This is a genomic window from Streptomyces spinosus (assembly GCF_020400655.1).
Classification (GTDB): domain Bacteria; phylum Actinomycetota; class Actinomycetes; order Streptomycetales; family Streptomycetaceae; genus Streptomyces; species Streptomyces argyrophylli.
The window spans coordinates 1-23,717 of the sequence record NZ_JAINRC010000009.1; the positions used below are offsets into that span (position 1 = coordinate 1).

The 23,717-nt window shown below is 74.8% G+C and carries 17 protein-coding genes; 7 read left to right on the forward strand and 10 right to left on the reverse strand.

Features of this window, described 5'->3' with window-relative positions; translation table 11 throughout:
• Window positions 1–108: 108 nt before the first annotated feature.
• Window positions 109–1,239, reverse strand: a complete 1,131-nt coding sequence (locus LG395_RS17995) for a hypothetical protein (RefSeq protein ID WP_171150689.1) — start codon at window positions 1,237–1,239, stop codon at window positions 109–111.
• 150 nt (window positions 1,240–1,389) lie between these two features.
• Window positions 1,390–4,002, reverse strand: a complete 2,613-nt coding sequence (locus LG395_RS18000; protein WP_225810438.1) for a CHAT domain-containing protein — start codon at window positions 4,000–4,002, stop codon at window positions 1,390–1,392.
• A 76-nt stretch (window positions 4,003–4,078) separates the two neighbouring features.
• On the opposite strand from LG395_RS18000, the gene LG395_RS18005 reads away from it, so the two are divergent.
• The 3 genes from LG395_RS18005 to LG395_RS18015 are packed head-to-tail and all read left to right on the forward strand — an operon-like array spanning window position 4,079 to window position 6,617.
• Window positions 4,079–5,512 carry a S8/S53 family peptidase gene (locus LG395_RS18005; RefSeq protein WP_225810439.1) on the forward strand — a complete coding sequence of 478 codons (1,434 nt, stop codon included), beginning with the start codon at window positions 4,079–4,081 and terminating at the stop codon, window positions 5,510–5,512.
• A complete protein-coding gene (locus LG395_RS18010) occupies window positions 5,509–6,147 on the forward strand; it encodes an RNA polymerase sigma factor (protein WP_225810440.1) in 639 nt (212 codons plus the stop codon). The genes LG395_RS18005 and LG395_RS18010 overlap by 4 nt, the downstream gene beginning before the upstream one ends.
• A gap of 14 nt (window positions 6,148–6,161) precedes the next feature.
• The gene (locus LG395_RS18015; RefSeq protein WP_225810646.1) at window positions 6,162–6,617 is read left to right on the forward strand and encodes a hypothetical protein; all 456 of its coding nucleotides are present in this window, start codon (window positions 6,162–6,164) and stop codon (window positions 6,615–6,617) included.
• Window positions 6,618–7,493: 876 nt separating this feature from the next.
• On the opposite strand, the gene LG395_RS18020 is transcribed toward LG395_RS18015, so the two are convergent.
• The 6 genes from LG395_RS18020 to LG395_RS18045 all read right to left on the reverse strand — a co-directional run bounded on the left by LG395_RS18020 (window position 7,494) and on the right by LG395_RS18045 (window position 15,084).
• Complete coding sequence (locus LG395_RS18020; protein ID WP_225810441.1) at window positions 7,494–8,285, reverse strand: N-formylglutamate amidohydrolase; 792 nt, start codon at window positions 8,283–8,285, stop codon at window positions 7,494–7,496.
• 133 nt (window positions 8,286–8,418) lie between these two features.
• The gene (locus tag LG395_RS18025; protein WP_225810442.1) at window positions 8,419–10,641 is read right to left on the reverse strand and encodes an NADP-dependent isocitrate dehydrogenase; all 2,223 of its coding nucleotides are present in this window, start codon (window positions 10,639–10,641) and stop codon (window positions 8,419–8,421) included.
• A 37-nt stretch (window positions 10,642–10,678) separates the two neighbouring features.
• Window positions 10,679–11,110 carry a DUF4186 domain-containing protein gene (locus tag LG395_RS18030; RefSeq protein WP_171150682.1) on the reverse strand — a complete coding sequence of 144 codons (432 nt, stop codon included), beginning with the start codon at window positions 11,108–11,110 and terminating at the stop codon, window positions 10,679–10,681.
• Window positions 11,111–11,152: 42 nt separating this feature from the next.
• Window positions 11,153–12,244, reverse strand: a complete 1,092-nt coding sequence (locus LG395_RS18035) for a mechanosensitive ion channel family protein (protein WP_171150681.1) — start codon at window positions 12,242–12,244, stop codon at window positions 11,153–11,155.
• Between the two features lie 189 nt (window positions 12,245–12,433).
• Window positions 12,434–13,972: an amino acid permease gene (locus tag LG395_RS18040; protein ID WP_225810443.1), complete on the reverse strand. Its 1,539-nt coding sequence runs from the start codon at window positions 13,970–13,972 to the stop codon at window positions 12,434–12,436.
• 113 nt (window positions 13,973–14,085) lie between these two features.
• Window positions 14,086–15,084, reverse strand: a complete 999-nt coding sequence (locus LG395_RS18045) for a hypothetical protein (RefSeq protein WP_225810444.1) — start codon at window positions 15,082–15,084, stop codon at window positions 14,086–14,088.
• Between the two features lie 300 nt (window positions 15,085–15,384).
• Here LG395_RS18045 and LG395_RS18050 point away from each other — a divergent pair, with 300 nt between their 5' ends.
• From LG395_RS18050 to LG395_RS18060, 3 genes are read left to right on the forward strand one after another with little or no spacing between them, the layout of a single operon-like run.
• A complete protein-coding gene (locus tag LG395_RS18050) occupies window positions 15,385–16,815 on the forward strand; it encodes an FGGY family carbohydrate kinase (RefSeq protein WP_225810445.1) in 1,431 nt (476 codons plus the stop codon).
• Window positions 16,812–18,215: an FAD-dependent oxidoreductase gene (locus LG395_RS18055; RefSeq protein ID WP_225810446.1), complete on the forward strand. Its 1,404-nt coding sequence runs from the start codon at window positions 16,812–16,814 to the stop codon at window positions 18,213–18,215. The genes LG395_RS18050 and LG395_RS18055 overlap by 4 nt, the downstream gene beginning before the upstream one ends.
• Complete coding sequence (locus tag LG395_RS18060) at window positions 18,212–19,465, forward strand: NAD(P)/FAD-dependent oxidoreductase (RefSeq protein WP_225810447.1); 1,254 nt, start codon at window positions 18,212–18,214, stop codon at window positions 19,463–19,465. Before LG395_RS18055 ends, LG395_RS18060 begins: the two co-directional genes overlap by 4 nt.
• A 27-nt stretch (window positions 19,466–19,492) precedes the next feature.
• On the opposite strand, the gene LG395_RS18065 is transcribed toward LG395_RS18060, so the two are convergent.
• Complete coding sequence (locus LG395_RS18065) at window positions 19,493–20,257, reverse strand: crotonase/enoyl-CoA hydratase family protein (RefSeq protein ID WP_225810448.1); 765 nt, start codon at window positions 20,255–20,257, stop codon at window positions 19,493–19,495.
• A gap of 46 nt (window positions 20,258–20,303) precedes the next feature.
• Window positions 20,304–21,269, reverse strand: a complete 966-nt coding sequence (locus LG395_RS18070; RefSeq protein ID WP_225810449.1) for a lysylphosphatidylglycerol synthase transmembrane domain-containing protein — start codon at window positions 21,267–21,269, stop codon at window positions 20,304–20,306.
• 90 nt (window positions 21,270–21,359) lie between these two features.
• On the opposite strand from LG395_RS18070, the gene LG395_RS18075 reads away from it, so the two are divergent.
• Entirely contained in the window at window positions 21,360–23,282 is a 1,923-nt protein-coding gene (locus tag LG395_RS18075; RefSeq protein WP_372463385.1) for an ABC transporter ATP-binding protein, read from the forward strand.
• Window positions 23,283–23,717 lie beyond the last annotated feature (435 nt).

Here is a 23,717-nt window from a genome sequence, read left to right on the forward strand (position 1 = left end):
ACGTGCGATGCGGGTCCCCGTCCCCCTTCGACGCGAAACAGCCCTTGACCGACCGATCAGCAGATCTTTCGCGCTCGGACGGCAACCGGTCCACGGCACGTCCCCGGCTCAGGTCGCCGGCTGGTCGTCATGGTCGTCCGTCCGCATACGGCGACGTTCCTGTTCGCGCTTGGAGAAGGCAGCCGCCCGGATCGCCTCGTCGCTCTCCAGACCGGATCCCAGCGCGCCGCCCACCGTGGCGATCGAAGCGACGAACCAGGACAGCGTCCAGTACTCCGTGGCATGCAGCGGGGTCCGTGTCATCGAGGCGAAGACCTTGTCGTTGAGGATGAAGAGCGCCCACACCAAGTTGACGACCATCAAACCCGCGTAACAGACGATCACGCCGATGCCCAAGGTCACGACCGTGGACGCGTTGTAGAGAGTCGTCCTCTTCCTCTCCTCCGGCGAGGCGTCCTTCGACCGGTGCCACAGGTGCGCGTCCACGATCAACCAGCCGATCATGAGCGCGACGGACCCGACCATGGCGATCACGAGACGCGGCGTGCTCAGGGCCTCGGACAGGCTCCAGAGGGTGGAGTTCACGGTGGCGACGGCTCCCGTGGCGAGGGCGGCCGCCAGGGCTTTCGACAGGCCCGGCACCAGCCGCCAGGGCTGGTTGGCGCGGACCATACCGCCGAGGACCCTCAGGTAACCGCCCGGCCCGCTGACGACGTACCGCAGATCGGCGATCTCCCCCTCACCGATCGGACCCGGGTGGATAGGCGCAAGACGACTGGCGAAACGTCCCAGCGATCGAGGCCGGGAAGGTTCCTCTTCCCCCGCGGCTCGCGGAGCCGCCAAGCTGAGCACGGCTTCCTCGACCGCCCGCAGGGCCCTTCGCCGAAGCCGCAGCCCCCCCAGCGACGGGAGGGACAGCAGCGCCACGCCGTGTTCATGACTCAGCTCCACGACGAGCTTGTGCCCGTGCGAGTGCAGCGGAAGGTCGGTGAGGGCCACGACGACGTCCCAGTCCTCCGCTCGCGTACGGTCCATGATCCGGTGCATCAGCGTGGCCAGGTCCTCGGTCCCCGCGGTGAAGGGCTCACTGACCACCTTCACGTCGAACCGTCGCCCCTCGCCCGCCTTGTCGGCGAGCCGGGCAGGCAGTACCCGGGCCATGTGCCGCGCGATCTCCGTCGGGGCGTCCGGATCCGCCAGGAGAGCCACGACCGTAACGTCCTGTGACGACTCCCGCATGACCGGACCCTTCTCGTCGCTGCCCCGGCGCTCACCCGTGCTCACAGGATGCCCCCGGGGCGACATCGGCGCGCCCTGACACGCTGACCTCCCCACGCGCGGGCAGACAGACCTCCCCACGGCGGAGACCCGGCAGGACGCGCCCCCCGCTCACGCCGCGCCGAACGCGGCGAACGCCCAGCCCGTCGCCTGGTGCACCGCGTCGCCCGGCAGGGCCGCACGGGCGTCCCGCAGCGCCTCGGCCAGGGAGAGGCCCGCGCCGAGGCCCTTGTGCAGGGCCAGCATCAGCGGGACGACCGCCGCGTCGTTGACCGGGGCGCTGCTCGCCACCACCCCGGCCGTGCCCAGCGGCAGCAACGCCGTGACCAGACCGAGGAGTTCGTCGGCGCCGACCGAGGCGAGGCGGGCGGTGTCGCAGCTGGACAGGATGATCCGGTACGGGCTGCGCGCCAGCCGCTCGAAGTCGTGGACGATCAGCGGTCCGTCGGCCATGCGCAGGGCGGAGAACAGGGGGCTGTCGGCGCGGAACGTGCCGTGCGCCGCGAGATGGGCGAGGCCCGCGCCGTCGAGCTCCGCCAGCACCCGCGGCACCTGCGCGTCGTCGCCCTCCAGGACCGTCGCCGTGCCGTACCGGTCCGCCAGCTCGGGTACCTCCGCGCCGCCCGTCGCCAGGCCGGGACCGCGCACCAGCACGGGCGGGCCGTCCGGCGGCGGCCCCGTCTCCCGGGCGCGCAGCCAGCTCCCCGCCGACGGCGACACACTGAGCACCCGCTCCCGCAGCGCGGGCAGCAGCGCCCACGGCACCCGGTGCAGCGCGCCCGGCGGCACGATCACCACCGGACCCGGGCCGAGGTGCCGTACCGCCCCGGCCAGCAGCAGCTCTTCCAGGCGCCGGCCGGCCGCCTCCACCACAGGGAGCCGCGCCTCGGCACCCGGGTGCGCGAGCCGCCGCAGCCCGGCCTGCACATGCTCGGCCTCGGCCACCGCCTCCGCCAGCGAGCCACCGGCGAACCGGCGCACCTTCCCCTGCCCGCACAGCAGGACGTGCACCCGGCCGTCGACCACCGCCAGTTCGACCAGCCACCCGTCACCGAGCCGGTCCAGCAGCCGGCCCACGTCGAGACGGTCGCCCGCGTCGGCGGCGGCCCCGCCGATGTGCCGGGTGCGCGAGCGGATCTCCCTCTCCAGGCGCCGCTGTTCGCGCTCCAGCGCCGGCACGGGACGGCCCTCCATCCGGGCGGCCTCCGCGCGGGCCGCGATCTCCCGGTAGGCGGTCAGCCCGCTCAGCAGCGCCGGATCGTCGGGCGGCCGGGTCGGCGGCGCGGACAGCACCGTCGCCCGCCAGCGCTCGCTCCACCCGAGCAGCCGCCGCGCAGAGCCCTCGGCGAGGCTCACCTCCTGCGCCAGCGCGGCCAGTTCGGCGCCCTGCGCGGTCGCGTGGGCGCGCAGCTCGGAGGCGCCCAGCGTCATCCGGTGGTCGTCCAGCACGTCCAGGCCGCGCCGGCACGCCTCCAGCACACCGCGCCGGGAACCGGCCGCCCGCGCCCGCAGCGCCTGTGCCGCCCAGCCCGTCATCCGGGCCGGCGGCGGCCCGCCGTGCCGGCTGCGCGCGGCCACCGCCAAGTGCCGTTCCGCGTCCGCCGTCCAGCCCAGCGCCAGCGCGATCCGGCCGGCGAGCAGCGAGGCCTCGGGCGCGGCCGGGGAGCCGAAGGAGGCCAGCCGCTCGGCGACCGCCGCCGCGTCCGCGACCATCCGCCCCGACCGGCGCCCGGCCGCCACCCGCGCCTCGATCAGCACCAGCCGGGCGTGCGTCTCCCACCACGTGCGGCGCTGCGCCGCGAACAGCCGTACGGCCACGGCCGCGCGGGCTATGGCGGTGTGCGCCTCCCCGGCCGAACGGGCGGCCCGCGCGGCGGCCAGCAGCAGCTCGGCCTTGCGGGTCGACTGCCCGCCGATCCGGTCCAGCAGCGCGATCGCCGCGTCCGCCTCGGCCAGCGCCTCCGGGGCGAGCCCCGCCGCCATCAGCACCTCGCAGCGCCGGATGGACAGGTTGTAGGTGGGGGTGTCCAGCTTCGCGTAGCGCTCCTCGGCCTCGTCCAGCAGCCGCAGCGCCGCCGGGATGTCCCCGGAGCGGAACGCGGCAAGGCCCCGGCTCTCCACCGCGTCCGCCTTGTCGTGCTCCTGGCCGGTGGTGTCCCACAGCCGCTCCGCCGCCGTGAAGTCGGCGACGGCCCGCTCCACCGCGCCGAGCGCCAGGTGCACGGTGGCCCGCAGGGTCAGCGCCCGCGCGGTCCAGATGTCGTCGGCGACCTGGCGCAGGACGGGAAGGGCCCGCCGTACGTCCTCCAGGGCCTCGCGGTGGTGCCCCAGCACCCACCACACGTAGGCCCGCCGGTACAGCACCCGCGCCCGGGTGTGCCCGCTGCCCCGGGCGACCCCCCGTTCGAAGGACGCGAGCCCCTGCCGCGTGCGCCCCGCGTGCACCAGTGCGACCCCGAGGGTCGCCAGCACATCGGCCTCCCGGTCGGCCGACTCGGCCCGCGCGGCCAGGTCCCGGGCCCGCCGCAGATGCCTCAGCGCGATGCGCAGATCCCCGAAGTCCCGCTGCCAGATGCCGAGTACCTGATGGGCGACGCTCGCGTGGACCGGTGACGGAGCGGCACGCAGGACGTGTTCGGCACGTGCCCGGGCCTCGCCCGGATCGGCGAACACCATGGGCAGCAGTTCGAGAACCGGCTCGCTTCCCGCTGTCACGTCTCGCATGGTAGTGGCCTGTTGTATCAGACGGCGGTCCCGCGGCTCTCACTGTCGGACACCGTCTCGAGGGGGAGGACACCACATGGCACCACACCGGTTCCACGAGCAGTTCCACCACATCCAGCGCTCCCTGCCGGACGTCCCCCTCACCATGGGGCCGGACGACTCCGCCGGGTACTTCTACGAGAAGGGCGTCGTCCTCGTCCGGGACGGCGAGGAGGCCCGGTTCGTCGAGGACGCCGTGCGCACGCACTTCACCGAGACCCGGGGGCTCGTCCCCGACCACGTGCGCCGCGTGGGCCCGCGGGCCGGCCGCACCGGCGTCACCCGCATCCGGGTCGGCGACCCGGCCGAGGGCGAGGACAGCGTCCCGCACGCCCTGCGCGCGGTCCGCGAGGCCGAGGACCGCCAGGGCCGCCGGCTCGCCGGCCGCAACCACGTGGTGCACATCGCGGGCAACGTCAACGCCTGCCCCGGCGACGAACCCGTGCCCGTCCCGCGCACCGGGACCGCCAACCCCGCGCCCGCCGACGGGAGTTACGACCCGGCCACCGCGGTCGGCGTCCTCGTGGTCGACACCGGGCTGGTGCACGACCACCGCTCCTACCCGCTGCTCGCCCACACCACGGGCGACGCCCAGCTGACCGAGACCGACGCCGACGGCGTGCTGCGCCAGTACGTCGGCCACGGCACGTTCATCGCCGGCATCCTCGCCGCCGTCGCCCCCAACACCGACATCACCGTGCGCGGCACGCTCAACGACGCCGGCGCCGTCCTGGAGTCGGAGTTCGGCGCCCTGCTCTTCGACGCGGTCGACCGGGGCGGCTGGCCGGACATCATCAGCCTCTCCGCGGGCACACCCAGCGCGGACACCGACGGCCTGATCGGCCTGGACGCGTTCATGGCGGAACTGCGCGAGCAGCGCACCCTGCTGGTGGCCGCCGCCGGCAACAACGGCAGCGACGTCCCCTTCTGGCCCGCCGCCTACGCCGGCCTGCCCGGGTTCGCCGACTGTGTGCTGTCCGTCGGCGCCCTGCGCGCGGACGGCGTGTCCGGGGCCTGCTTCACCAACCACGGGCCGTGGGTGCGCGTCCACACCCCCGGCGAACGCCTCACCAGCGCCCTCACCGGCTTCACCGCGCCCGTGCCGTACGTCTACCAGCACTCCACCTACGACGCCTGCCGGTTCGGCGACGCCGACTACGCCTGCACCTGTCAGTTCCCGCGCCACACCGGTGTGCTGAGCGAGGGCCGGGAGAGCACCGGCGCCAAGCCGGACCAGGTGATGTTCGACGGCCTCGCGCAGTGGAGCGGCACCTCCTTCGCCACCCCGGTGGCCGCGGGACTCGTCGCCGCCCGGATGACGGCGTACCGGGAACGCGACCCGCGCGCGGCCGGCGCCGGGCTGCTGGCGGCGGACGCGGAGGGGGCCGAGGTGCGCGGGACGCGGGTCGCGGCGCTCCGGCCGCCCACCTGGCGACCCGTCCCCGTCGTGCTCCCGGCGCTGCCCGCATGACGGCCGGAACCCTCCGCTCCGCGGCGTACGATGACAGGCCGTACACAAGGGGTGGAGCCGTGGACCGAACAGAGGTCGGCGCGTTGGTCCAGTCCGCCGTCGACGGGGACGCCGCGGCCTGGAAGGCGCTGGTGGAAGGGATGAGTCCGCTGGTGTGGTCGGTGGTCCGGGCACACCGGCTGTCGGACGCCGACGGACACGAGGTCTTCCAGACCACCTGGTTCCGCTTCGCCCAGCACCTCGGCCGCATCCGGGAACCCGACAAGGCCGGTGCCTGGCTGGCCAGTACCGCCCGGCACGAGTGCCTGAAGGTGCTCAAGGGCCTGGCGCGGCTGACCCTGACCGACGATCCGCGGGTGCTGGACCGGGCCAGCGAGGACCGGACACCGGAAGAGACGCTGATCGATCTGGAGGAGGCGGCAGACCGGGCCGAGCGGGTCCGCCGCCTGTGGCAGGAGCTGGACGGACTGGGCGAGCGCTGCCGGCAGCTGCTGCGCGTGCTGATGGCCTCGCCGCCGCCCAGCTACGGGGAGATCTCGGCCGCCCTCGGCATCGCGGTCGGCAGCATCGGCCCGCTCCGCCAGCGCTGTCTGCGCCGGCTGCGGGCCCGGATGGACACGCGGGGTGCGGTGTGAACGGCGACGACGGGATGCCCGGGGGGCCGGAGGAGTTCGTGGACGGGCTGCTGGAGGAGGAGCTGCGCCAGGCGGCCGCCGTCCTGGACCCGGTCCCGGCCGAGCTGGTCCAGGCGGCCCTGGAGGCGTTCGCGCTGCACGAGCTGGACGCCCGGCTCGCCGAGCTGACCTTCGACTCCCTCGTGGACGCGCTGCCCATCAGGGGGGTCACCGACGCGCCGCGCATGCTCACGTTCCGCGCGGGCGAGACGACCGTCGACGTCGAGGTCACCGAGGACGGACTGATCGGCCAGCTGCTGCCGCCGCAGCCGGCGCGGATCGAGGTGCTCGGCGGCCCGCAGACTGCCCGCGCCCCGCTCACCGCCGACCCCCTCGGCCGGTTCACCAGCACCACCCCGCCGTCCGGCCCCTTCGCCCTGCGCCTGCGCACCGGCGCGGAGGTGATCGTCACGGAGTGGCTCCGGGCCTGACGAACCCACCCGGACGGAGAGACGGGACCCCTGCCGACCTGACGCGACGGGAACCCGGACCGCGTTCCCGGAGCTACCCGGGCCCGGCTGGGGGCGTACCGGGCCGGGCCGGCCGAGCCGGGCTGGCCGGGCCGGGGCTGGGCGGGTGTGCGTCGGGGGAGGCGAGCTGTGTGCCTGGCTGGGGGTCGAGCGGGGCGTGCCGGAGCCGGGCTGGGTCGGGTCCGGCTGGGGCTGGGCGGGTGTGCGTCGCGGGAGGAGTGTGCCTGGCCGGGGTCGCGGGGCGTGTCGGGGTCGGGCGGGGGTCGGGTCCGGCTGGGGCTGGGCGGTGTGCGTCGGGGGAGGCGAACCGTGTGCCTGGTCGGGAGTCCCGAGCGGTGCGTGCCGGGTGAGGGGCTGGGCAGGGGCTGCCGGGGTCGGGCTGGGGCCAGGGCTGGGCGGTGTGCGTCGCGGGAGGCGTATGCCTGGCCGCGGGTCGAGTGGGGCGTGCCGGATCGGACTGGCCGAGCCGGGCCGGCCGAGCCGGGCTTGGCCGGGCCGGGCCGGGGCTGGGCGGTGTGCTTCGGGGGCGAGCCGTGTGCCCGGCCAGGGGGCGCGAGCGGGGCGTGCCGGGTCGGGCCGGTCTCGCGGGGCGCGCGGCGCGGATTGGCCGCCTGGTGCGCGGTGACGGCGGTCCTGCCGACGCCGGGACGCCCCCCTGCGACCAGCACTCCCCGGCGGGGGAGCCGGGCGCCCGGACAGGGACTGGGCACGGCTGCCGGGGCAGCGGCTCGCGGGGCCCGTTCGGCAGATCGCCGCGCGGTGCGCGGCGACCGCCGGTGGCGGCGCCCTCCGCCAGCACCAGCGTGCCCCCGGTGGTCCGCTCCACCGGCCGGACGGCTACACCGCGTCGACAAGTGCCGCCAGCGCCGCGGCGAGACGGTCCAGGCCCGGGCCGGCCGGGCCGCCCGGCTCCGTCATGTACGTGTCCCGCCGGATCTCCACCATCAGCGCGCCGACCCGGGCGTCCGTGCCGTAGAACTCCAGCGGCACGTACGTCCCCGCGAACGGGCTGTCCAGGCCCGTCTCGCCGCAGCCGGCGAACGCCTTGCGGGCGGCCTCGGTCAGCTCCGGCGGGGTGTGGAAGGCGTCCGTGCCCAGGCACACCGGCGGGCGCGGCCCGCTGCCGTGCAGCTCGTACGGGAGCGGCCGGGCCGGATACGAGTGCACGTCGATGATCACCGCGCGCCCGGTCGCGGCCAGCCGGCCGGCCACGGCCTGCGTCATGGCCGCGGCGTAGGGCCGGAAGTAGCGGGCGAGCAGCGGCTCCGGGTCGGTGTCCGCGGGCCGCAGCTCACCCTTGTGGGTGGTCCGCGTGTACACGGCGCCCATGCCGACGGCGAGCATCTCCTCCCGCTCGTCCGGGAACCGTTCCGGGTCCACCACCAGCCGCGACAGCCGGTTCACGAACCGCCAGGGCCGGAGCCCGGCGAGCGCGGCGGCCCGCTCGGCGATCTCGGCGGTGTGGGCGTCCGTGATGTGGTCCAGCTCCCGCTCCAGCGCGGTGTCGTCCAGCACGATCCCGGCGCGCACGTCCCGCGGTACCGCCCGCGCCGAGTGCGGCACGTGCAGCAGCACCGGCGAGTCGGCGGCGCCGGGGAGGAGGTCGAACGAGGGGATGGCCTGGGACACCGGCTGCTCCTGAGGTGGTGGCGGGAACGTGCACGATCAAGGTGCCATACGGCACTGACAACGCCCCCGCCCCCGCACGCCTCCGCCCCGGCCGGGAGACCCGGCCGGGGCGGAGGGACACGTCACCTGGACGTTACTGGCCGAGCGACGCCAGCGCCTCGTTCCAGGTGGCCGACGGACGCATCACCGCGTCCGCCTTGGCCTTGTCGACCTGGTAGTAGCCGCCGATGTCGGCCGGGGAGCCCTGGACCGAGTTCAGCTCCTCGACGATCTTCCGCTCGTTCGCGGCGAGGGTCTCGGCGAGCGGGGCGAAGGCCTTGGCCAGGTCGGCGTCGTCGGTCTGCCGCGCCAGCTCCTGCGCCCAGTACAGGGACAGGTAGAAGTGGCTGCCGCGGTTGTCGATGCCGCCGACGCGCCGGGTCGGGGACTTGTCCTCGTTGAGGAAGGTCGCCGTGGCGCGGTCCAGGGTGTCGGCGAGGACCTTGGCGCGGGTGTTGCCGGTGGCCGCCGCGTACTGCTCGAAGGACGGCACCAGGGCGAAGAACTCGCCGAGGGAGTCCCAGCGCAGGTAGTTCTCCTTGACGAGCTGCTGGACGTGCTTCGGCGCGGAGCCGCCGGCGCCCGTCTCGAACAGGCCGCCGCCCGCCATCAGCGGGACGACCGAGAGCATCTTGGCGCTGGTGCCCAGCTCCAGGATGGGGAAGAGGTCGGTCAGGTAGTCACGCAGCACGTTGCCGGTCACCGAGATGGTGTTCTCGCCGCGGCGGATGCGCTCCACCGACAGCTTGGTGGCCTCGACCGGGGACAGGATGCGGATGTCCAGGCCCTCGGTGTCGTGCTCCGGCAGGTACTGCTTGACCTTGGCGATCAGCTGCGCGTCGTGGGCGCGGGTCTCGTCCAGCCAGAACACGGCCGGGTCGCCGGTGGCGCGGGCGCGGGTGACGGCCAGCTTGACCCAGTCGCGGATCGGGTCGTCCTTGGTCTGGCAGGCGCGGAAGATGTCGCCCTGCGCGACCGGCTGCTCGATGAGCACGTTGCCGGCCTGGTCGGTCAGGCGGACCGTGCCGGAGGCCGGGATCTCGAAGGTCTTGTCGTGGGAGCCGTACTCCTCGGCCTTCTGCGCCATCAGGCCGACGTTCGGGACCGAGCCCATGGTGGACGGGTCGTAGGCGCCGTTGGCCCGGCAGTCCTCGATGACGGCCTGGTAGACACCGGCGTAGGAGGAGTCCGGGATGACGGCGAGGGCGTCGTGCTCCTGGCCGTCCGGGCCCCACATGTGGCCGGAGGTGCGGATCATGGCCGGCATGGAGGCGTCGATGATGACGTCGGAGGGCACGTGCAGGTTGGTGATGCCCTTGTCCGAGTCGACCATGGCCAGCTCCGGGCCCTCGGCGATCTCGGCCTCGAAGGAGGCCTTGATCTCGGCGCCCTCGGGCAGGTTCTCCAGGCCCTTCAGGATGCCGCCGAGGCCGTCGTTCGGGGTGAGGCCGGCGGCCTTGAGGGTCTCGCCGTACTTCGCGAACGTCTTCGGGAAGAAGGCGCGCACCACGTGACCGAAGATGATCGGGTCGGAGACCTTCATCATCGTGGCCTTCAGGTGCACGGAGAACAGGACGCCCTCCTGCTTGGCGCGGGCGACCTGCGCGGCCAGGAACGAGTTCAGCTCGGCGACGCGCATGACGGAGGCGTCGACGACCTCACCCGCGAGGACCGGCACGGACTCCTTCAGGACGGTGGTGGTGCCGTCCTCGCCGACCAGCTCGATCTTCAGGGCGCCGTCCTCGGAGACGACGACGGACTTCTCGGTGGAGCGGAAGTCGTTCTCGCCCATGGTCGCCACGTCGGTCTTCGACTCGGAGGTCCAGGCGCCCATGCGGTGCGGGTGGGTCTTGGCGTAGTTCTTCACCGAGGCCGGGGCGCGGCGGTCGGAGTTGCCCTCGCGCAGCACCGGGTTGACGGCGGAGCCCTTGACCTTGTCGTAGCGGGCGCGGATCTCGCGCTCCTCGTCGGTCTTCGGGTCGTCCGGGTAGTCCGGCAGCGCGTAGCCCTTGCCCTGGAGCTCGGCGACGGCGGCCTTCAGCTGCGGGATGGACGCCGAGATGTTCGGGAGCTTGATGATGTTGGCCGCCGGGGTCTTGGCCAGCTCGCCCAGCTCGGTCAGCGCGTCGGGGATGCGCTGGTCCTCGTTCAGGTACTCGGGGAAGACGGCGATGATGCGCCCGGCCAGCGAGATGTCACGCGTCTCCACGGGCACACCGGCCTGCGAGGCGTACGCCTGGATCACCGGCAGGAACGAATGCGTCGCCAGGGCCGGGGCCTCGTCTGTGTAGGTGTAGATGATGGTCGAGTCAGTCACCGGGTGCTCCGCTCCACGTCTGCAACATTGCTCGACATCAAGATATCTCGTGCCCGGGGTCGGATCGACAGGGGTCCTGGCCGGAAGAACCCCCGTCCGTCATCTCCCGCGCGATCCACCGGCTGATCACCTCCACCACGTACGCGTGTTCGGTACGGGTCAGCGCGCGCCCCTTCGGGATGCCGTGCCAGCGCTGCAGGCAGCTCCGGCAGCAGGTGGCCGTTGCGTGCTGGGCGACGAAGACCGGGTGACCGCGGTACGGCGTCTGCCGGCCGTCCTTGTACGGCTCGGCCGGCGCCAGCCGTTTCGCGATCAGGTCGTACGCGTGCCACCGCAGGGTCGCCGGTCCCTTCAGGGCGGCGGTCGCCCGGTCCCGCCCGCGCAGGTGGAACTTCGCCCGGAACGGCTGGCGCGCGAGCGCGTCCAGCCGCCGGTCGAGCGTGCGGGGGTCCGGGGCCGGCGTCGTCATGCTGCTTCCAGCGTACGTGCCGGTCAGGACTTCGCGGCCGGGCTACTCCGTGCTCTGCGGCCCCGGCACCGCGCCCTGCCCGCTGCGCTGCTGCGGGATCACCGCGGTGCCCTGCTGGAGCGAGACCGTGCGGGCGGGGGCCGGGATGCGGATGCCCTCCTCGCGGTAGCGGCGGTGCAGGCGCTTGATGAACTCGTGCTTGATCCGGTACTGGTCGCTGAACTCGCCGACGCCGAGGATCACCGTGAACCCGATCCGGGAGTCGCCGAAGGTGTGGAAGCGGATGGCGGGCTCGTGCTCCGGCACGGCGCCGGTGACCTCCGTCATGACCTCCGTGACCACCTCGGCGGTCACCCGCTCGACGTGCTCCAGGTCGGAGTCGTAGCTCACCCCCGCCTGCACCAGCACGGTCAGCTCCTGCTCCGGCCGCGTGAAGTTGGTCATGTTGGCCTTGGCGAGCTGGCCGTTGGGGATGACCACCAGGTTGTTGGAGAGCTGGCGGACGGTCGTCTGGCGCCAGTTGATGTCCACGACATAGCCCTCCTCGCCGCTGCTGAGCCGGATGTAGTCACCCGGCTGGACGGTCTTGGAGGCGAGGATGTGGACGCCCGCGAAGAGGTTGGCGAGCGTGTCCTGGAGCGCCAGGGCGACCGCCAGACCGCCGACGCCCAGGGCGGTGAGCAGAGGCGCTATGGAGATGCCGAGGGTCTGCAGGACGACCAGGAAGCCGATCGCCAGCACCAGCACGCGGGTGATGTTGACGAAGATCGTCGCTGAGCCCGCGACCCCGGAGCGCGACTGGGTCACCGAACGGACCAGGCCGGCGATCACACGGGCCGCGGAGAAGGTCACCACGACGATCAGCCAGACCTCGAGCGCCTGGTTCACGTGGCGCTGGACGGTCCGGGTGAGCGGCAGCACGGCCGCTGCCGCCGCCGCGCCGCCGGCGATCGCCGCCCAGGGCACGACCGAGCGCAGCGCGTCCACGATGACGTCGTCGCCGCTCCAGCGGGTCCGCTTGGCGTGCTTGGCCAGCCAGCGCAGCAGGGTGCGCGACATGAAGGCGAGCACCAGGCCCGCCGCCACGGCGATGCCGGCGAGGACGAGGTCGTCCAGGGTCAGCGCGCGGTTCACCGGTCACCTCCGGGGCGCGGAACCGCTGCGGAGCACCGTCTGTGAAGTCTCGTCACGTTGTCACCTGCTCGAAGTCCGGGATGTGCGACCGCGCCGGCCGGAGGAACTCCGGTGACCGGCGCGCTCGTTCATCCTGCCGCATCCGGCACACCGGTCAGAACCGGGACCGGCGCTCCTCGGGCAGCCGGCTCAGACGATGCCCTCCGCGAGGTCCGCCTGGTCGCGGTCGCTGCCGTACGCGGCGGTGGTGGGGGTGCCGTACGACCGGCGGGCGACGTACCACCAGACGCTGGCCAGGACGAGGACCACGGCGAGGGCGACGGAGGCGTAGTTCATCGTGTCGACCGTGACCGGCGACGACTGCGGCAGGCAGAACAGGACCGTCACGCACGCCACCCACACGACGGCGACCCAGCCGACCGGCCTGCTCCAGCGCCCCAGTTGCCACGGACCCGGCCGGAAACGGTCGCCCGCCCGCAGCCGCAGGAACACGGGGATGGCGTAGGCCGGGGTGATGCCGATGACGTTGATGGCGGTCACCGCGTTGTACGCCGTCGCCGAGTACAGCGACGGCAGGGCGAGGACACAGGCCACGACGACGGACAGCCAGACGGCCGCGACCGGCGTCTGGGTGCGCCCGCTGACCTTGCGCCACAGGTGCGAGCCGGGCAGCGCGCCGTCCCGGCTGAACGCGAACACCATCCGGCTGGCCGCGGCGACCTCGGCGTTGCCGCAGAACAGCTGGGCGACGATGACCACGAGGAGCAGGGCGCCGGCCCCGTCGGCGCCGAGGCCGTCCAGCATGATCTGGGCGGGCGGTACACCGGTGCCGGTGGTGCGCGTGGCGTCGTAGTCCTGGATGGCGAAGGTGAGGCCCGCGAGGAGTACGAAACCGGCCAGCCACGACACCCAGATGGCGCGGACGATGCCGCGGGAGGCGGCCACCGAGGCGTGCGAGGTCTCCTCGGAGAGGTGGGCGGAGGCGTCGTAGCCGGAGAAGGTGTACTGCGCGAGGAGCAGGCCGACCGCCGCCACGTACAGCGGGTTGTCCCAGCCGGTCTCGTTGACGAACTTCGTGAACACGAAGGACGCCGACTGGTGGTGGTCCGGGACGATCACCAGTACGCCGACGATCAGCGCCACGCCCGCCAGGTGCCACCACACGCTGACCGAGTTGAGCAGGCTGACCAGGCGCACGCCGAACAGGTTCAGCACCGCGTGCAGCAGCAGGATCGCGCAGAAGATCAGCATGGTCCTGCCGGGCGTCGGCTCGAAGCCCCACTGGAGGTTGGCGAACGCGCCGGTGAACAGGGCGGCGCCGTAGTCGATGCCGGCGATCGCGCCGAGCAGGCCCAGCAGGTTCAGCCAGCCGGTGTACCAGCCCCAGCGCCGGCCGCCGAGCCGGTCGGCCATGTAGTACAGGGCGCCGGAGGTCGGGTAGGCGCTGGTGACCTCGGCGAGCGCGAGGCCGACGCACAGCACGAACAGGCCGACGCCCGCCCAGCCCCAGAGCATCACGGCGGGGCCGCCGGTGTTCAGGCCGAAGCCGTACAGGGTCATGCAGCCGGACAGGATCGAGATGACCGAGAAGCTGATCGCGAAGTTGCCGAAGCCGCCCATGCGGCGGGCCAGTACCGGCTTGTAGCCGAGTTCCCGCAGCCGCTGCTCCTCGTCCTGCTGCGGCAGACCGGGGGAGGGGGCGGGCGAGGGACCGGGGGTGGGGGACACGCGGGGACCTCCTGGATCAACGGTTGTCGGACGGGCACGTGCAACGGGGTCGTTCAGGGGGCGGGGCGAAGGGGTGGCGCGGGGGGCTCCGGGGTGGTGTGCGGGCGCGGTGGTCAGGGGCGGTGTCCGGGCCGGGAGCCCTTCGCGGCGGCCCGGCAGCGGTCCCGGGCCTGTACGAAGACCTCCACGGCCCGGTCCCGGTCCGGCGTGCGGTACATCCAGGGCGGCGGGGTGAAGTAGGGGCCGATCGCGTCGAACACCCGTGCCGCCTCCGGGAACTGCAGCGAGCCCCACAGCGCGTGCGCCAGGTGGTTGAGGTCCGGCAGCCCGCGCTCGGCGGGCTCCGTCCGCTCGAACCACGAGTGCAGCGCGCGCCGCGCCTCCCGGGTCGCCTCCTCCACCACCCAGTGCAGGTCCAGCGCCGCGTCGTGCCCGCTGTCCCGGCGGTAGCGCTCGACCCGGACGTACAGCGGCAGCAGGTGCAGCGCCGAGCCGGGCGGGGCCTGGCCAGCGGCCCACTGCGCGTACCCGGCGGCCTCCGCGAGCCGGCCCGAACCGCCGCGCGCGTACAGGAACTGGAGCATCCGGTGGTGGGCCTCGCGGTTGAACGGGTCGCGCTTTCCGGCCTCGGCCAGCAGCCCCCAGGGGCCCGGCGGCAGCATCGGCTCCGGCGCGGCGATCCGGTGCTCCTCCCAGCGCTGCTCCGGGTCGAGCTGGGCCAGAGCCAGCAGGCAGACCCAGGGCACCGGGTCCCGCGGGGCGGCCACGGTCGCGGACTGGGCGGCGTCCCACGCCTCGATCCACAGCTCATGGGTACGGCGGTGCCGTTCCCGGCGGGCCCGCAGCGCGCGCTCGACGCCGACGCGGGCGTGCATCACCACCGCGTGCGCGCTGTCCGGCTCCTCGGTGAGCCAGGCCCGCACCACGTCGGTGCCGGCCGCGGCCGCCGCCAGCACCTGGGTGCGCTGGGTCCACTGCCACCACCGCGTGGTCTCCGCGAGCAGGGCGCGCATGGCCATCCAGCGGCCGGTGCGCAGCTCCTGCAGCGCGGCGCGCAGCGCGTGGTCGGGGCCGGCGGGGTCGTAGGAGGGGCGGGCTCCGTCTCTGGCCATCAGCCGCCGGCCCCCGGCCACGGGCGCACGGGCGTGGTGGCGGGGTGACGTTGCAACAGCCCTCCCCTGGGCGGTGATGAAGATGTCTCCTGTGGTCGGCGGTCACTATAGAGGCGTGTGTTCCGCCGTACCATTGTTGCCAAATCAACAAGCCACAGGGCGAGTTGAGGACCGGGGCGGGACCTTGACTCCGGGGCCGCGACGGCGGCAGGCTGACGCGGTGATCTTCCAGGCCGCTGCGCGGGGCGCGGGACGGACACGGGCGTACGACGCCCGGCCCGTCGACGCGGAGGGCGCGCGATGACCGGACCGGTGCTCGCCGTCGACCAGGGCACGTCCGGCACCAAGGCGCTCGTGGTCTGCCCCGAACGCGGTGTCCTCGGTACCGGTTTCGCCGAGGTGCGCCCCCGCCACCTGCCCGGCGGCCTGGTCGAGGTGGACCCCGCGCGGCTGTACGACTCGGTGGTGGAGGCGGGCCGGAGCGCGCTCGCCGAGGCCGGTGAGGACGTCGTCGCGCTCGGCCTCGCCAACCAGGGCGAGACCGTCCTCGCCTGGGACCCGGACACCGGCCGCCCGCTGACCGACGCCCTGGTGTGGCAGGACCGCCGGGCCGAGAGCGTGTGCGCCGAACTGGTCCAGCATTCGGATGAGTTGAGGGAGCTGACCGGCCTGCCCCTCGATCCGTACTTCGCCGCGCCGAAGATGGCCTGGATCCGCCGCCACCTCACCCGCGAGGGCGTCGTCACCACCTCCGACGCCTGGCTCGTCCACCGCCTCACCGGCGCCTTCGCCACCGACGCCGCCACCGCCGGCCGCACCCAGCTGCTCGACCTGGACCGCGCCGAGTGGTCCCCGCGCGCCCTCGACCTCTACGGCCTGGCCGGCGAACGCCTCCCCGAGGTGACCGACGCGGCCCAACGGATCGGCACCACACGCGCGTTCGGCCGGGAGATCCCCCTCACCGGACTCATCGTCGACCAGCAGGCCGCCCTGCTCGCCCAGCGCGTCACCGGGCCCGGCGCCGCCAAGTGCACCTACGGCACCGGCGCGTTCCTGCTCGCCCACACCGGCGACCGTCCCCGGCGCGGCGACTCCGGGCTGGTCAGCTGCGTGGCCTGGCGGCTCGCCGGACACACCGGCTACTGCCTGGACGGCCAGGTGTACACCGCCGCCTCCGCCGTCCGCTGGCTCACCGACCTCGGTGTCCTCTCCGGTGCCGCCGACCTCGACCCGGTCGGCGGCACCGTCCCCGACAGCGGTGGGGTCACCTTCGTCCCGGCCCTCGCCGGACTCGCCGCCCCCTGGTGGCGCGGCGACCTGCGCGGCTCCCTCACCGGCCTCGGCCTCGACACCACCGCCGGCCACGTGGTGCGCGCCCTGTGCGAGGGCATCGCCGCCCAGGTCGCCGAACTCGCCGAGGCCGCCGCCGGCGACCTGGGCGCGCCCCTGACCACGCTCCGCGTCGACGGCGGCCTCACCCGCTCCGCGCTCCTCATGCAGACCCAGGCCGACCTGCTGCAACGCCCCGTGGAGGTGTCCGCGCTTGCCGACGCCACCGCGCTCGGCGCCGCCACCCTCGCGCGCCTCGGCGCGGACCCCGGTCTGAGCGTCGCGGACGCCCTGCCCGACGGGAGACCCGCCACCGTGTACGAGCCCCGCATCCCGGCCGACCAGGCCGCCGAACGCCGCGCCGGCTTCCGCGCCGCCGTCGCGGCCCTCCTCGGCGCGTGAGCGTCACCGCGGCCGGACCGCTGCCCACGGCGCCCTACGACGTGGCCGTCGTCGGCGCCGGTGTCGTCGGCTGCGCCATCGCCCGCGAACTCGCCCGCCGGCCCCGGCTGCGCGTCGCCCTGGTCGAGGCCCAGGACGATGTCGGCCAGGGCACCTCCAAGGCCAACACCGCGATCCTGCACACCGGTTTCGACGCGGCCCCCGGCACCCTGGAGGCCCGCCTGGTCCGCGAGGGGTACGCGCTCCTCGGTGCCTACGCCGCCGGGAGCGGCATCCCCGTCGAGCGGGTCGGCGCGCTGCTGGTCGCCTGGGACGAGGAACAGCTCGCCGCGCTGCCCCGGCTGGCGGGGAAGGCCGAGCGCAACGCGTACCACGACACCGCCCTGCTGGGCCCCGGGGAGCTGTACGCCCGCGAGCCCCGCCTCGGCCCCGGCGCGCTCGGTGCCCTGCACGTCCCCGGCGAGAGCATCATCTGCCCCTGGACGACGACCCTCGCCTACGCCACCCAGGCGGTCCGCTCCGGCGTCGATCTGCACCTCAACACCGCCGTCCGCGAGGTGAGTTCCCCGGACGGGCACGTGCTGACCACCAGCCGGGGCACCCTGCGCGCCCGCCACCTGGTGAACGCGGCCGGACTGCACGCCGACACGCTGGACCGCGCGCTCGGCCACGAGGACTTCACCGTCACCCCCCGCCGCGGCCAGCTCCTCGTCTACGACAAGCTCGCCCGCCCCCTGGTGCGGCACATCCTCCTCCCCGTGCCGACCGCCCTCGGCAAGGGCGTCCTGGTCGCCCCCACCGTCTACGGCAACGTCCTGCTCGGCCCCACCGCCGAGGACCTGCACGACAAACGGGCCACCGGATCCACCGCCGACGGCACGGCCGCGCTGCGGGAACAGGGCCGGCGCATCCTGCCCGCCCTGGTGGAGGAGGAGGTCACCGCCGTCTACGCCGGGCTGCGCGCGGCCACCGGGCACGAGGACTACCGCATCACCGCGCACCCCGGGCAGGCGTACGTCACCGTCGGCGGCATCCGCTCCACCGGCCTGACCGCGTCCCTGGCCATCGCCGCCCACGTCGTGGGACTGCTGGCCGACGGCGGCCTCGACCTCGGCCCGGTCCGGGAGCCGGACCCGGTGACCATGCCCAACCTCGGCGAGGCCTTCCCGCGCCCCTACCAGCGCCCCGACCTCATCGCCGCCGACCCCGAGTACGGCACCCTCGTCTGCCACTGCGAGCGCGTCTCCCGCGGGGAGATCCGCGACGCCCTCGCCGGCACGGTCCCGCCCCGCAGCCTGGAGGGCCTGCGCCGCCGCACCCGCGCCCGGTCCGGCCGCTGCCAGGGGTTCTACTGCGGGGCGGCGGTACGGGACCTGTTCGAGCGGGGGGCGAGGCCATGACCGCCCCGCGTCACCCGGACGCCCTGACGGCCCCGCGGCACGTGGACGTCCTCGTCGTCGGTGCCGGCCCCGCCGGGCTCGCCGCCGCCGCGCGGCTGGCCGCCGCCGGCGCCGGACGCGTGGAGGTGCTGGAGCGGGAGGCGCGGCCCGGCGGAGTGCCCCGGCACTGCGCCCACGGCGGCTTCGGCACCTGGACGCACCCGCTGACCGGCCCCGGGTACGCCCGCCTGCTCACCCAGGCCGCCGAGCGCGCGGGCGCCACCGTCCGCACCGGCGTGACGGCGCTGGACTGGGCGCCGGACGGACCCGTGCTCACCGCCGTCGGACCCGGCGGCCCGGAGACCGTCACGGCACGGGCGGTCGTCCTCGCCACCGGTGCCCGCGAACGCCCGCGTCCCGCCCGGCTGGTGCCCGGCACCCGCCCCGCCGGCGTCTACACCACCGGCGAACTCCAGCAGGCGGTCCACCTGTTCGGGCAGCACATCGGCACCCGCGCGGTCGTCGTCGGCGCGGCGGACGTCTCCTACGCGGCGGCGGACACCGTCCGCGCGGCCGGCGCCGAGGTCGTCGCCCTCGTCACGGAACACCCGCGCGCCCAGACCGGCCGCGCCCGCGCCCGGGCGGCCCTGCTGCGCCACGGCGTCCCGCTGCTGACCGGCACCACCGTCACCGCACTCCTCGGCCACGGCCGCCTGTCCGGCGTCCGCGTCCGCCACCGGGACGGCCGTACGACCGTCCTCCCCTGTGACACCGTGGTCTTCACCGGCGATTTCGTCCCCGACCACGAACTGGCCCGGCGCGGCGGACTCACCCTGGACCCCGGCACCCGCGGCCCCGCCGTCGCCGGCTCCCTGCACACCTCCCGCCCCGGTGTGTTCGCCGCCGGCAACATCCTGCACGCCGTGGAACCCGCCGGCACGGCGGCCCGCGAGGGCGCCCGGGCGGCCGGCGCGGTGCTGGACTTCCTGGCGGGCGCGCCCTGGCCGGCCCCCGGCGTCCCCGTGACCGTCGCACCGCCGCTGCGCTGGATCGCGCCGAACCGTGTTACCCCTGACGCCCCGTCCGTCCCCCACCTCCTGCGCACCGGCGTCCCGCTGCGCCGGCCGGTCCTGTACGTCCGCCAGGACGGCCGTCTCCTGCACCACGAGCGCCTCCCCACCGCCCTGCCCGACCGCACCCTGGCCCTCGGCGCCCGCTGGCACCACCGCGTCGACCCCGACGGCGGGGAGGTACGCGTGAGCACCGGCTGAGCGCGGGGCCGCCGCGGGAGCGGCGGTTCACACGTCCGTGAACGACCCGTGCCGTCCGGCACCCGAAGCGAACCGGGCGGCGCCCTGCGCGCCCTCGGCCAGCACCCCCACGCCCCGGCGGAGTTCGCCGCGCAGCGCCGTCTCCTCGTCCCGCCCCTCCTGGTCCAGGACCGACGCCCGGTCCCCGCGCAGGCAGGCCTGCGGGAAGCGGGCGATCTCCGCCGCCAGCGCCTCCGCCTCGGCGCGCGCGTGCCCGGCGGGCACCAGCCGGTTCACCAGACCCATCCCGTACGCCTCGCGGGCCGGCACCGGGCGGCCGGTGAGGATCATGTCCAGGGCCCGGCCGGTGCCGATCAGCCGGGGCAGCCGTACCGTGCCGCCGTCGATCAGGGGCACGCCCCAGCGGCGGCAGAACACCCCGAACACCGCGTCCTCCTCGGCGACCCGCAGATCGCACCACAGGGCCAGTTCCAGGCCGCCCGCGACCGCGTGCCCGGCCACCGCCGCGATCACCGGCTTGGACAGCCGCATCCGCGTCGGCCCCATCGGCCCGTCGCCGTCGGGTGCCACCCGGTTGCCGCGCTCCGTGCCGACCGCCTTCAGGTCCGCGCCCGCGCAGAACGTGCCGCCCTCACCCCACAGCACCGCCACCCGGGCACTGTCGTCCGCCTCGAACGCCCGGAAGGCGTCGGCCAGTTCGGCGGCCGTCGGACCGTCCACCGCGTTGCGGGCCTCCGGCCGGGACAGCACGACCGTGGTGACGTACTCCTCGCGTTCTGTGCGGACCGGCACGGCGGGTGCTCCTTCTGGGGTGGGCGGCTCGGAGGGCCACTGTGCCTCAGATGACCTTCAGCCGCACCAGCGCGCCCAGGGTCAGCGCCCCCGGCACCAGCGGCAGCCACACGGTGATGATCCGGTAGGCCAGCACGACCGCCGTCGCCACCGCCGCCTCGCCGCCCACCGCGACCAGGGCCACGACCAGCGCCGCCTCCACGGACCCCAGCCCGCCGGGCGTGGGCACCAGCGCCACCGCCACTGTCGCCGCGAGGTAGGCCAGCACCATGTGCGCGGGCGGCACCGGCAGCCGCAGCGCCTGCCCGACGGCCGCGAGCCCGGCCGCCTGAAGCGCGGGGAAGGCCAGCGAGCCGCCCCACAGCGCCAGGGCGCGGGCCGGCCGGGTGTGCACCGACCGGGCCTCGTCCAGGGCGTCCCGCGCGAACGCGGACACGCGCGTGCGCAGCGGCCGTACGAGCGCCGCCCCGGCCACCGCCACGACCAGCGAGGCCACCGCGGCCAGCAGCAGCGGCAGCGCCGAGCCGTCCGGCAGCAGGGGACCGAGCCGCAGCGCGTCCGGGAACGCGACCAGCAGCGCGGCCAGCAGCCCGAGCCGGCCCACGCACTCCGCCACCAGATACAGGGCGAGCGCGGCCGAGGAGCGCGCCGGCGGCACCCCGCACACGGTCATGAAGCGCAGGTTGACGGCGCCCGCGCCCAGCCCGGTCGGCAGCAGGTGGTTGGCCGCGCCCGCCGCGAACTGGGTGGCCAGCAGCCGCCCCTTCGGCAGCGGCTGGAGCACCGCGCCCTGCCGGGTGACGGCGGCGGCGACCCACGTCAGACAGGTCGCCGTGGCCGCCGCGAGCAGCCACGGCCAGGAGGCGGCGCGCAGCTGGCCGAAACCCTCGGCGAGGACCGAGCGGTGCCGTACGGCGGCCACGGCGACGAGCCCGAGCGGCACCAGGCACAGCACCTGGCGCACGGGGAGGCGCCGGGGCGGGCGCCGGCGGGGGAGCGGGACGGCAGTCACACCGCCACAGGGTCGCCGGGGCGTCCCAACAGCGGGTGAACCGTCGCGGACATTGACCTCAACGAACCTTGAGGTTCTACGGTCTCTTCCATGAGCATGGAGACCACCGCCTGGACGCAGCTGCACAGCGTGATGAACGCGCAGTCCGAGCGTCGCCCCTTCGCCCGCGCCACCCTGCGCCGCATCGCCGCCTTCGCCCGCCCGCACCGCGCCGGCATCGCCCGGTTCGTGCTGCTCGGGGTGGTGACCGCCCTGCTCGCCGTCGCGACCCCCGTGCTCGCCGGCCGCGTCGTCGACGCGATCGTGGCGGGGCACGACTCCGGCACGGTGGTCCGGTTGTCCCTGCTCATCGCGCTCGTCGCGCTCGCGGAGGCCGGACTCGGCATCCTCGGCCGCCGCCTGTCGGCGACGCTCGGGGAGGGACTCATCCTCGACCTCAGAACGGCTGTGTTCGATCATGTGCAGCGCATGCCCGTCGCGTTCTTCACACGTACGCGTACGGGCGCGCTGGTCAGCCGTCTCAACAACGACGTGATCGGCGCCCAGCGCGCCTTCGCCAACACCCTCTCCGGTGTCGTCAGCAACCTGGTCACCCTGCTGCTGACGCTCGCCGTGATGCTCACCCTGTCCTGGCAGATCACCCTGCTCGCGCTGGCCCTGCTGCCGGTGTTCGTGCTGCCCGCCCGCCGCATGGGCAGCCGGATGGCCCGCATGCAGCGCGAGGCGGCGGCGCTGAACGCGGCCATGGGCACCCGGATGACCGAGCGGTTCTCCGCCCCCGGCGCCACCCTGGTCAAGCTGTTCGGGCGCCCGGAGGAGGAGTCGGCGGAGTTCACGGCGCGGGCCGCCCAGGTCCGGGACATCGGCGTGCGCACCGCGACGGCCCAGTCCGTCTTCATCACCTCCCTCACCCTGGTCTCCGCCCTCGCCCTGGCCCTCGTCTACGGCCTCGGCGGCTGGTTCGCGCTGCGCGGCACCCTGGAGCCCGGCGCGGTCGTCTCCCTCGCGTTGCTGCTGACCCGGCTGTACGCCCCGCTGACCGCGCTCGCCGGGGCCCGGGTCGAGGTGATGAGCGCGATCGTCAGCTTCGAGCGGGTCTTCGAGGTGCTCGACCTCGAGCCGCTCATCACCGAGAAGCCGGACGCCCGCGAGGTCCCCGACGGCCCGGTCGCCGTCGAGTTCGACGACGTCCGCTTCTCCTACCCGTCCGCCGACCAGGTCTCCCTCGCCTCCCTGGAGGAGGTCGCCGCGCTCGACACCCGCGGCGGCACCGAGGTGCTGCGCGGCATCTCCTTCCGCGCCGAGCCCGGCCAGACCGTCGCCCTCGTCGGCTCCTCCGGCGCCGGCAAGTCGACCATCGCCCAGCTCCTGCCGCGCCTGTACGACGTCGGCGCGGGCGCGGTCCGCATCGGCGGCGTCGACGTCCGCGACCTCACCTCAGCCTCGCTGCGGGCCACCCTCGGCATGGTCACCCAGGACGGCCACCTCTTCCACGACACCGTCCGCGCCAACCTGCTGCTGGCCCGCCCCGACGCGGGTGACGAGGAACTGTGGGACGCCCTCGGCCGCGCCCGCCTCGCCGACGTCGTCCGGTCCCTGCCCGACGGTCTGGACACCGTCGTCGGCGAGCGCGGCTACCGGCTCTCCGGCGGCGAACGCCAGCGCATGACGATCGCCCGGCTGCTGCTCGCCCGCCAGCGCGTGGTCATCCTGGACGAGGCCACCGCGCACCTGGACAACACCTCCGAGGCGGCCGTCCAGGAGGCGCTCACCGAGGCCCTGGAGGGCCGCACCGCCGTGGTCATCGCCCACCGCCTGTCCACGGTCCGCGCCGCCGACCAGATCCTGGTCGTGGAGTCCGGCCGCATCGTGGAACGCGGCACGCACGACGAACTGCTGGCGGCGCGGGGCCGGTACGCCGAGCTGCACCGCACGCAGTTCGCGTCGCGCGGCGAGGCGACGGGTGCGGCGGCGCCGGGAACGGTGGGGGCGGAGGTGCCGACGGTGGGGTGAGGCCCGGCCCCGCCGCTCACCCCACCGGCGTCCCCGCCGCCGTCCGTCACCGGTCCGTGGAGGGCGCCTGTGCCGAAGCGTGGGGCAGCACCGGCCGGCCCCTGACCCCGCGGGCCGCCCCGCCCCGGCGCCGTCCTGTCACCCCGCACACGCCGCGGTGAGCAGCGCGTCGACGGCGTCCCCTGATCTCCTCGTCCTGGGCGACGCCCCGCCGGCCGCCGGACCCGCGCAGCCGTTCGTCCGGGTGCGGGGCACCCCGCGCGGCAGCCCGGCAACGGGTCCTCTGCGGGTCAGGTGCCGTACCGCGGGGAGCATGACCGGCGGACACGTCCCCTCGCTCAGGCCCCGCACGGACGAGGTCATCCGCCTCGGCCTTGGGCGCGGCCTGGCCCTGGCGTCACGCCGTCCTCGGCCGTGGAGGCGGCCTGGCCTCGG

Excerpts from the sequence above, each read along its gene's own strand:
- LG395_RS17995 (WP_171150689.1), bottom strand. The coding sequence starts at position 1,239 with ATGCGGGAGTCGTCACAGGACGTTACGGTCGTGGCTCTCCTGGCGGAT.
- LG395_RS18000 (WP_225810438.1), bottom strand. The coding sequence starts at position 4,002 with ATGCGAGACGTGACAGCGGGAAGCGAGCCGGTTCTCGAACTGCTGCCC.
- LG395_RS18005 (WP_225810439.1), top strand. The coding sequence starts at position 4,079 with ATGGCACCACACCGGTTCCACGAGCAGTTCCACCACATCCAGCGCTCC.
- LG395_RS18010 (WP_225810440.1), top strand. The coding sequence starts at position 5,509 with ATGACGGCCGGAACCCTCCGCTCCGCGGCGTACGATGACAGGCCGTAC.
- LG395_RS18015 (WP_225810646.1), top strand. The coding sequence starts at position 6,162 with ATGCCCGGGGGGCCGGAGGAGTTCGTGGACGGGCTGCTGGAGGAGGAG.
- LG395_RS18030 (WP_171150682.1), bottom strand. The coding sequence starts at position 11,110 with ATGACGACGCCGGCCCCGGACCCCCGCACGCTCGACCGGCGGCTGGAC.
- LG395_RS18045 (WP_225810444.1), bottom strand. The coding sequence starts at position 15,084 with ATGGCCAGAGACGGAGCCCGCCCCTCCTACGACCCCGCCGGCCCCGAC.
- LG395_RS18050 (WP_225810445.1), top strand. The coding sequence starts at position 15,385 with ATGACCGGACCGGTGCTCGCCGTCGACCAGGGCACGTCCGGCACCAAG.
- LG395_RS18060 (WP_225810447.1), top strand. The coding sequence starts at position 18,212 with ATGACCGCCCCGCGTCACCCGGACGCCCTGACGGCCCCGCGGCACGTG.
- LG395_RS18075 (WP_372463385.1), top strand. The coding sequence starts at position 21,360 with ATGAGCATGGAGACCACCGCCTGGACGCAGCTGCACAGCGTGATGAAC.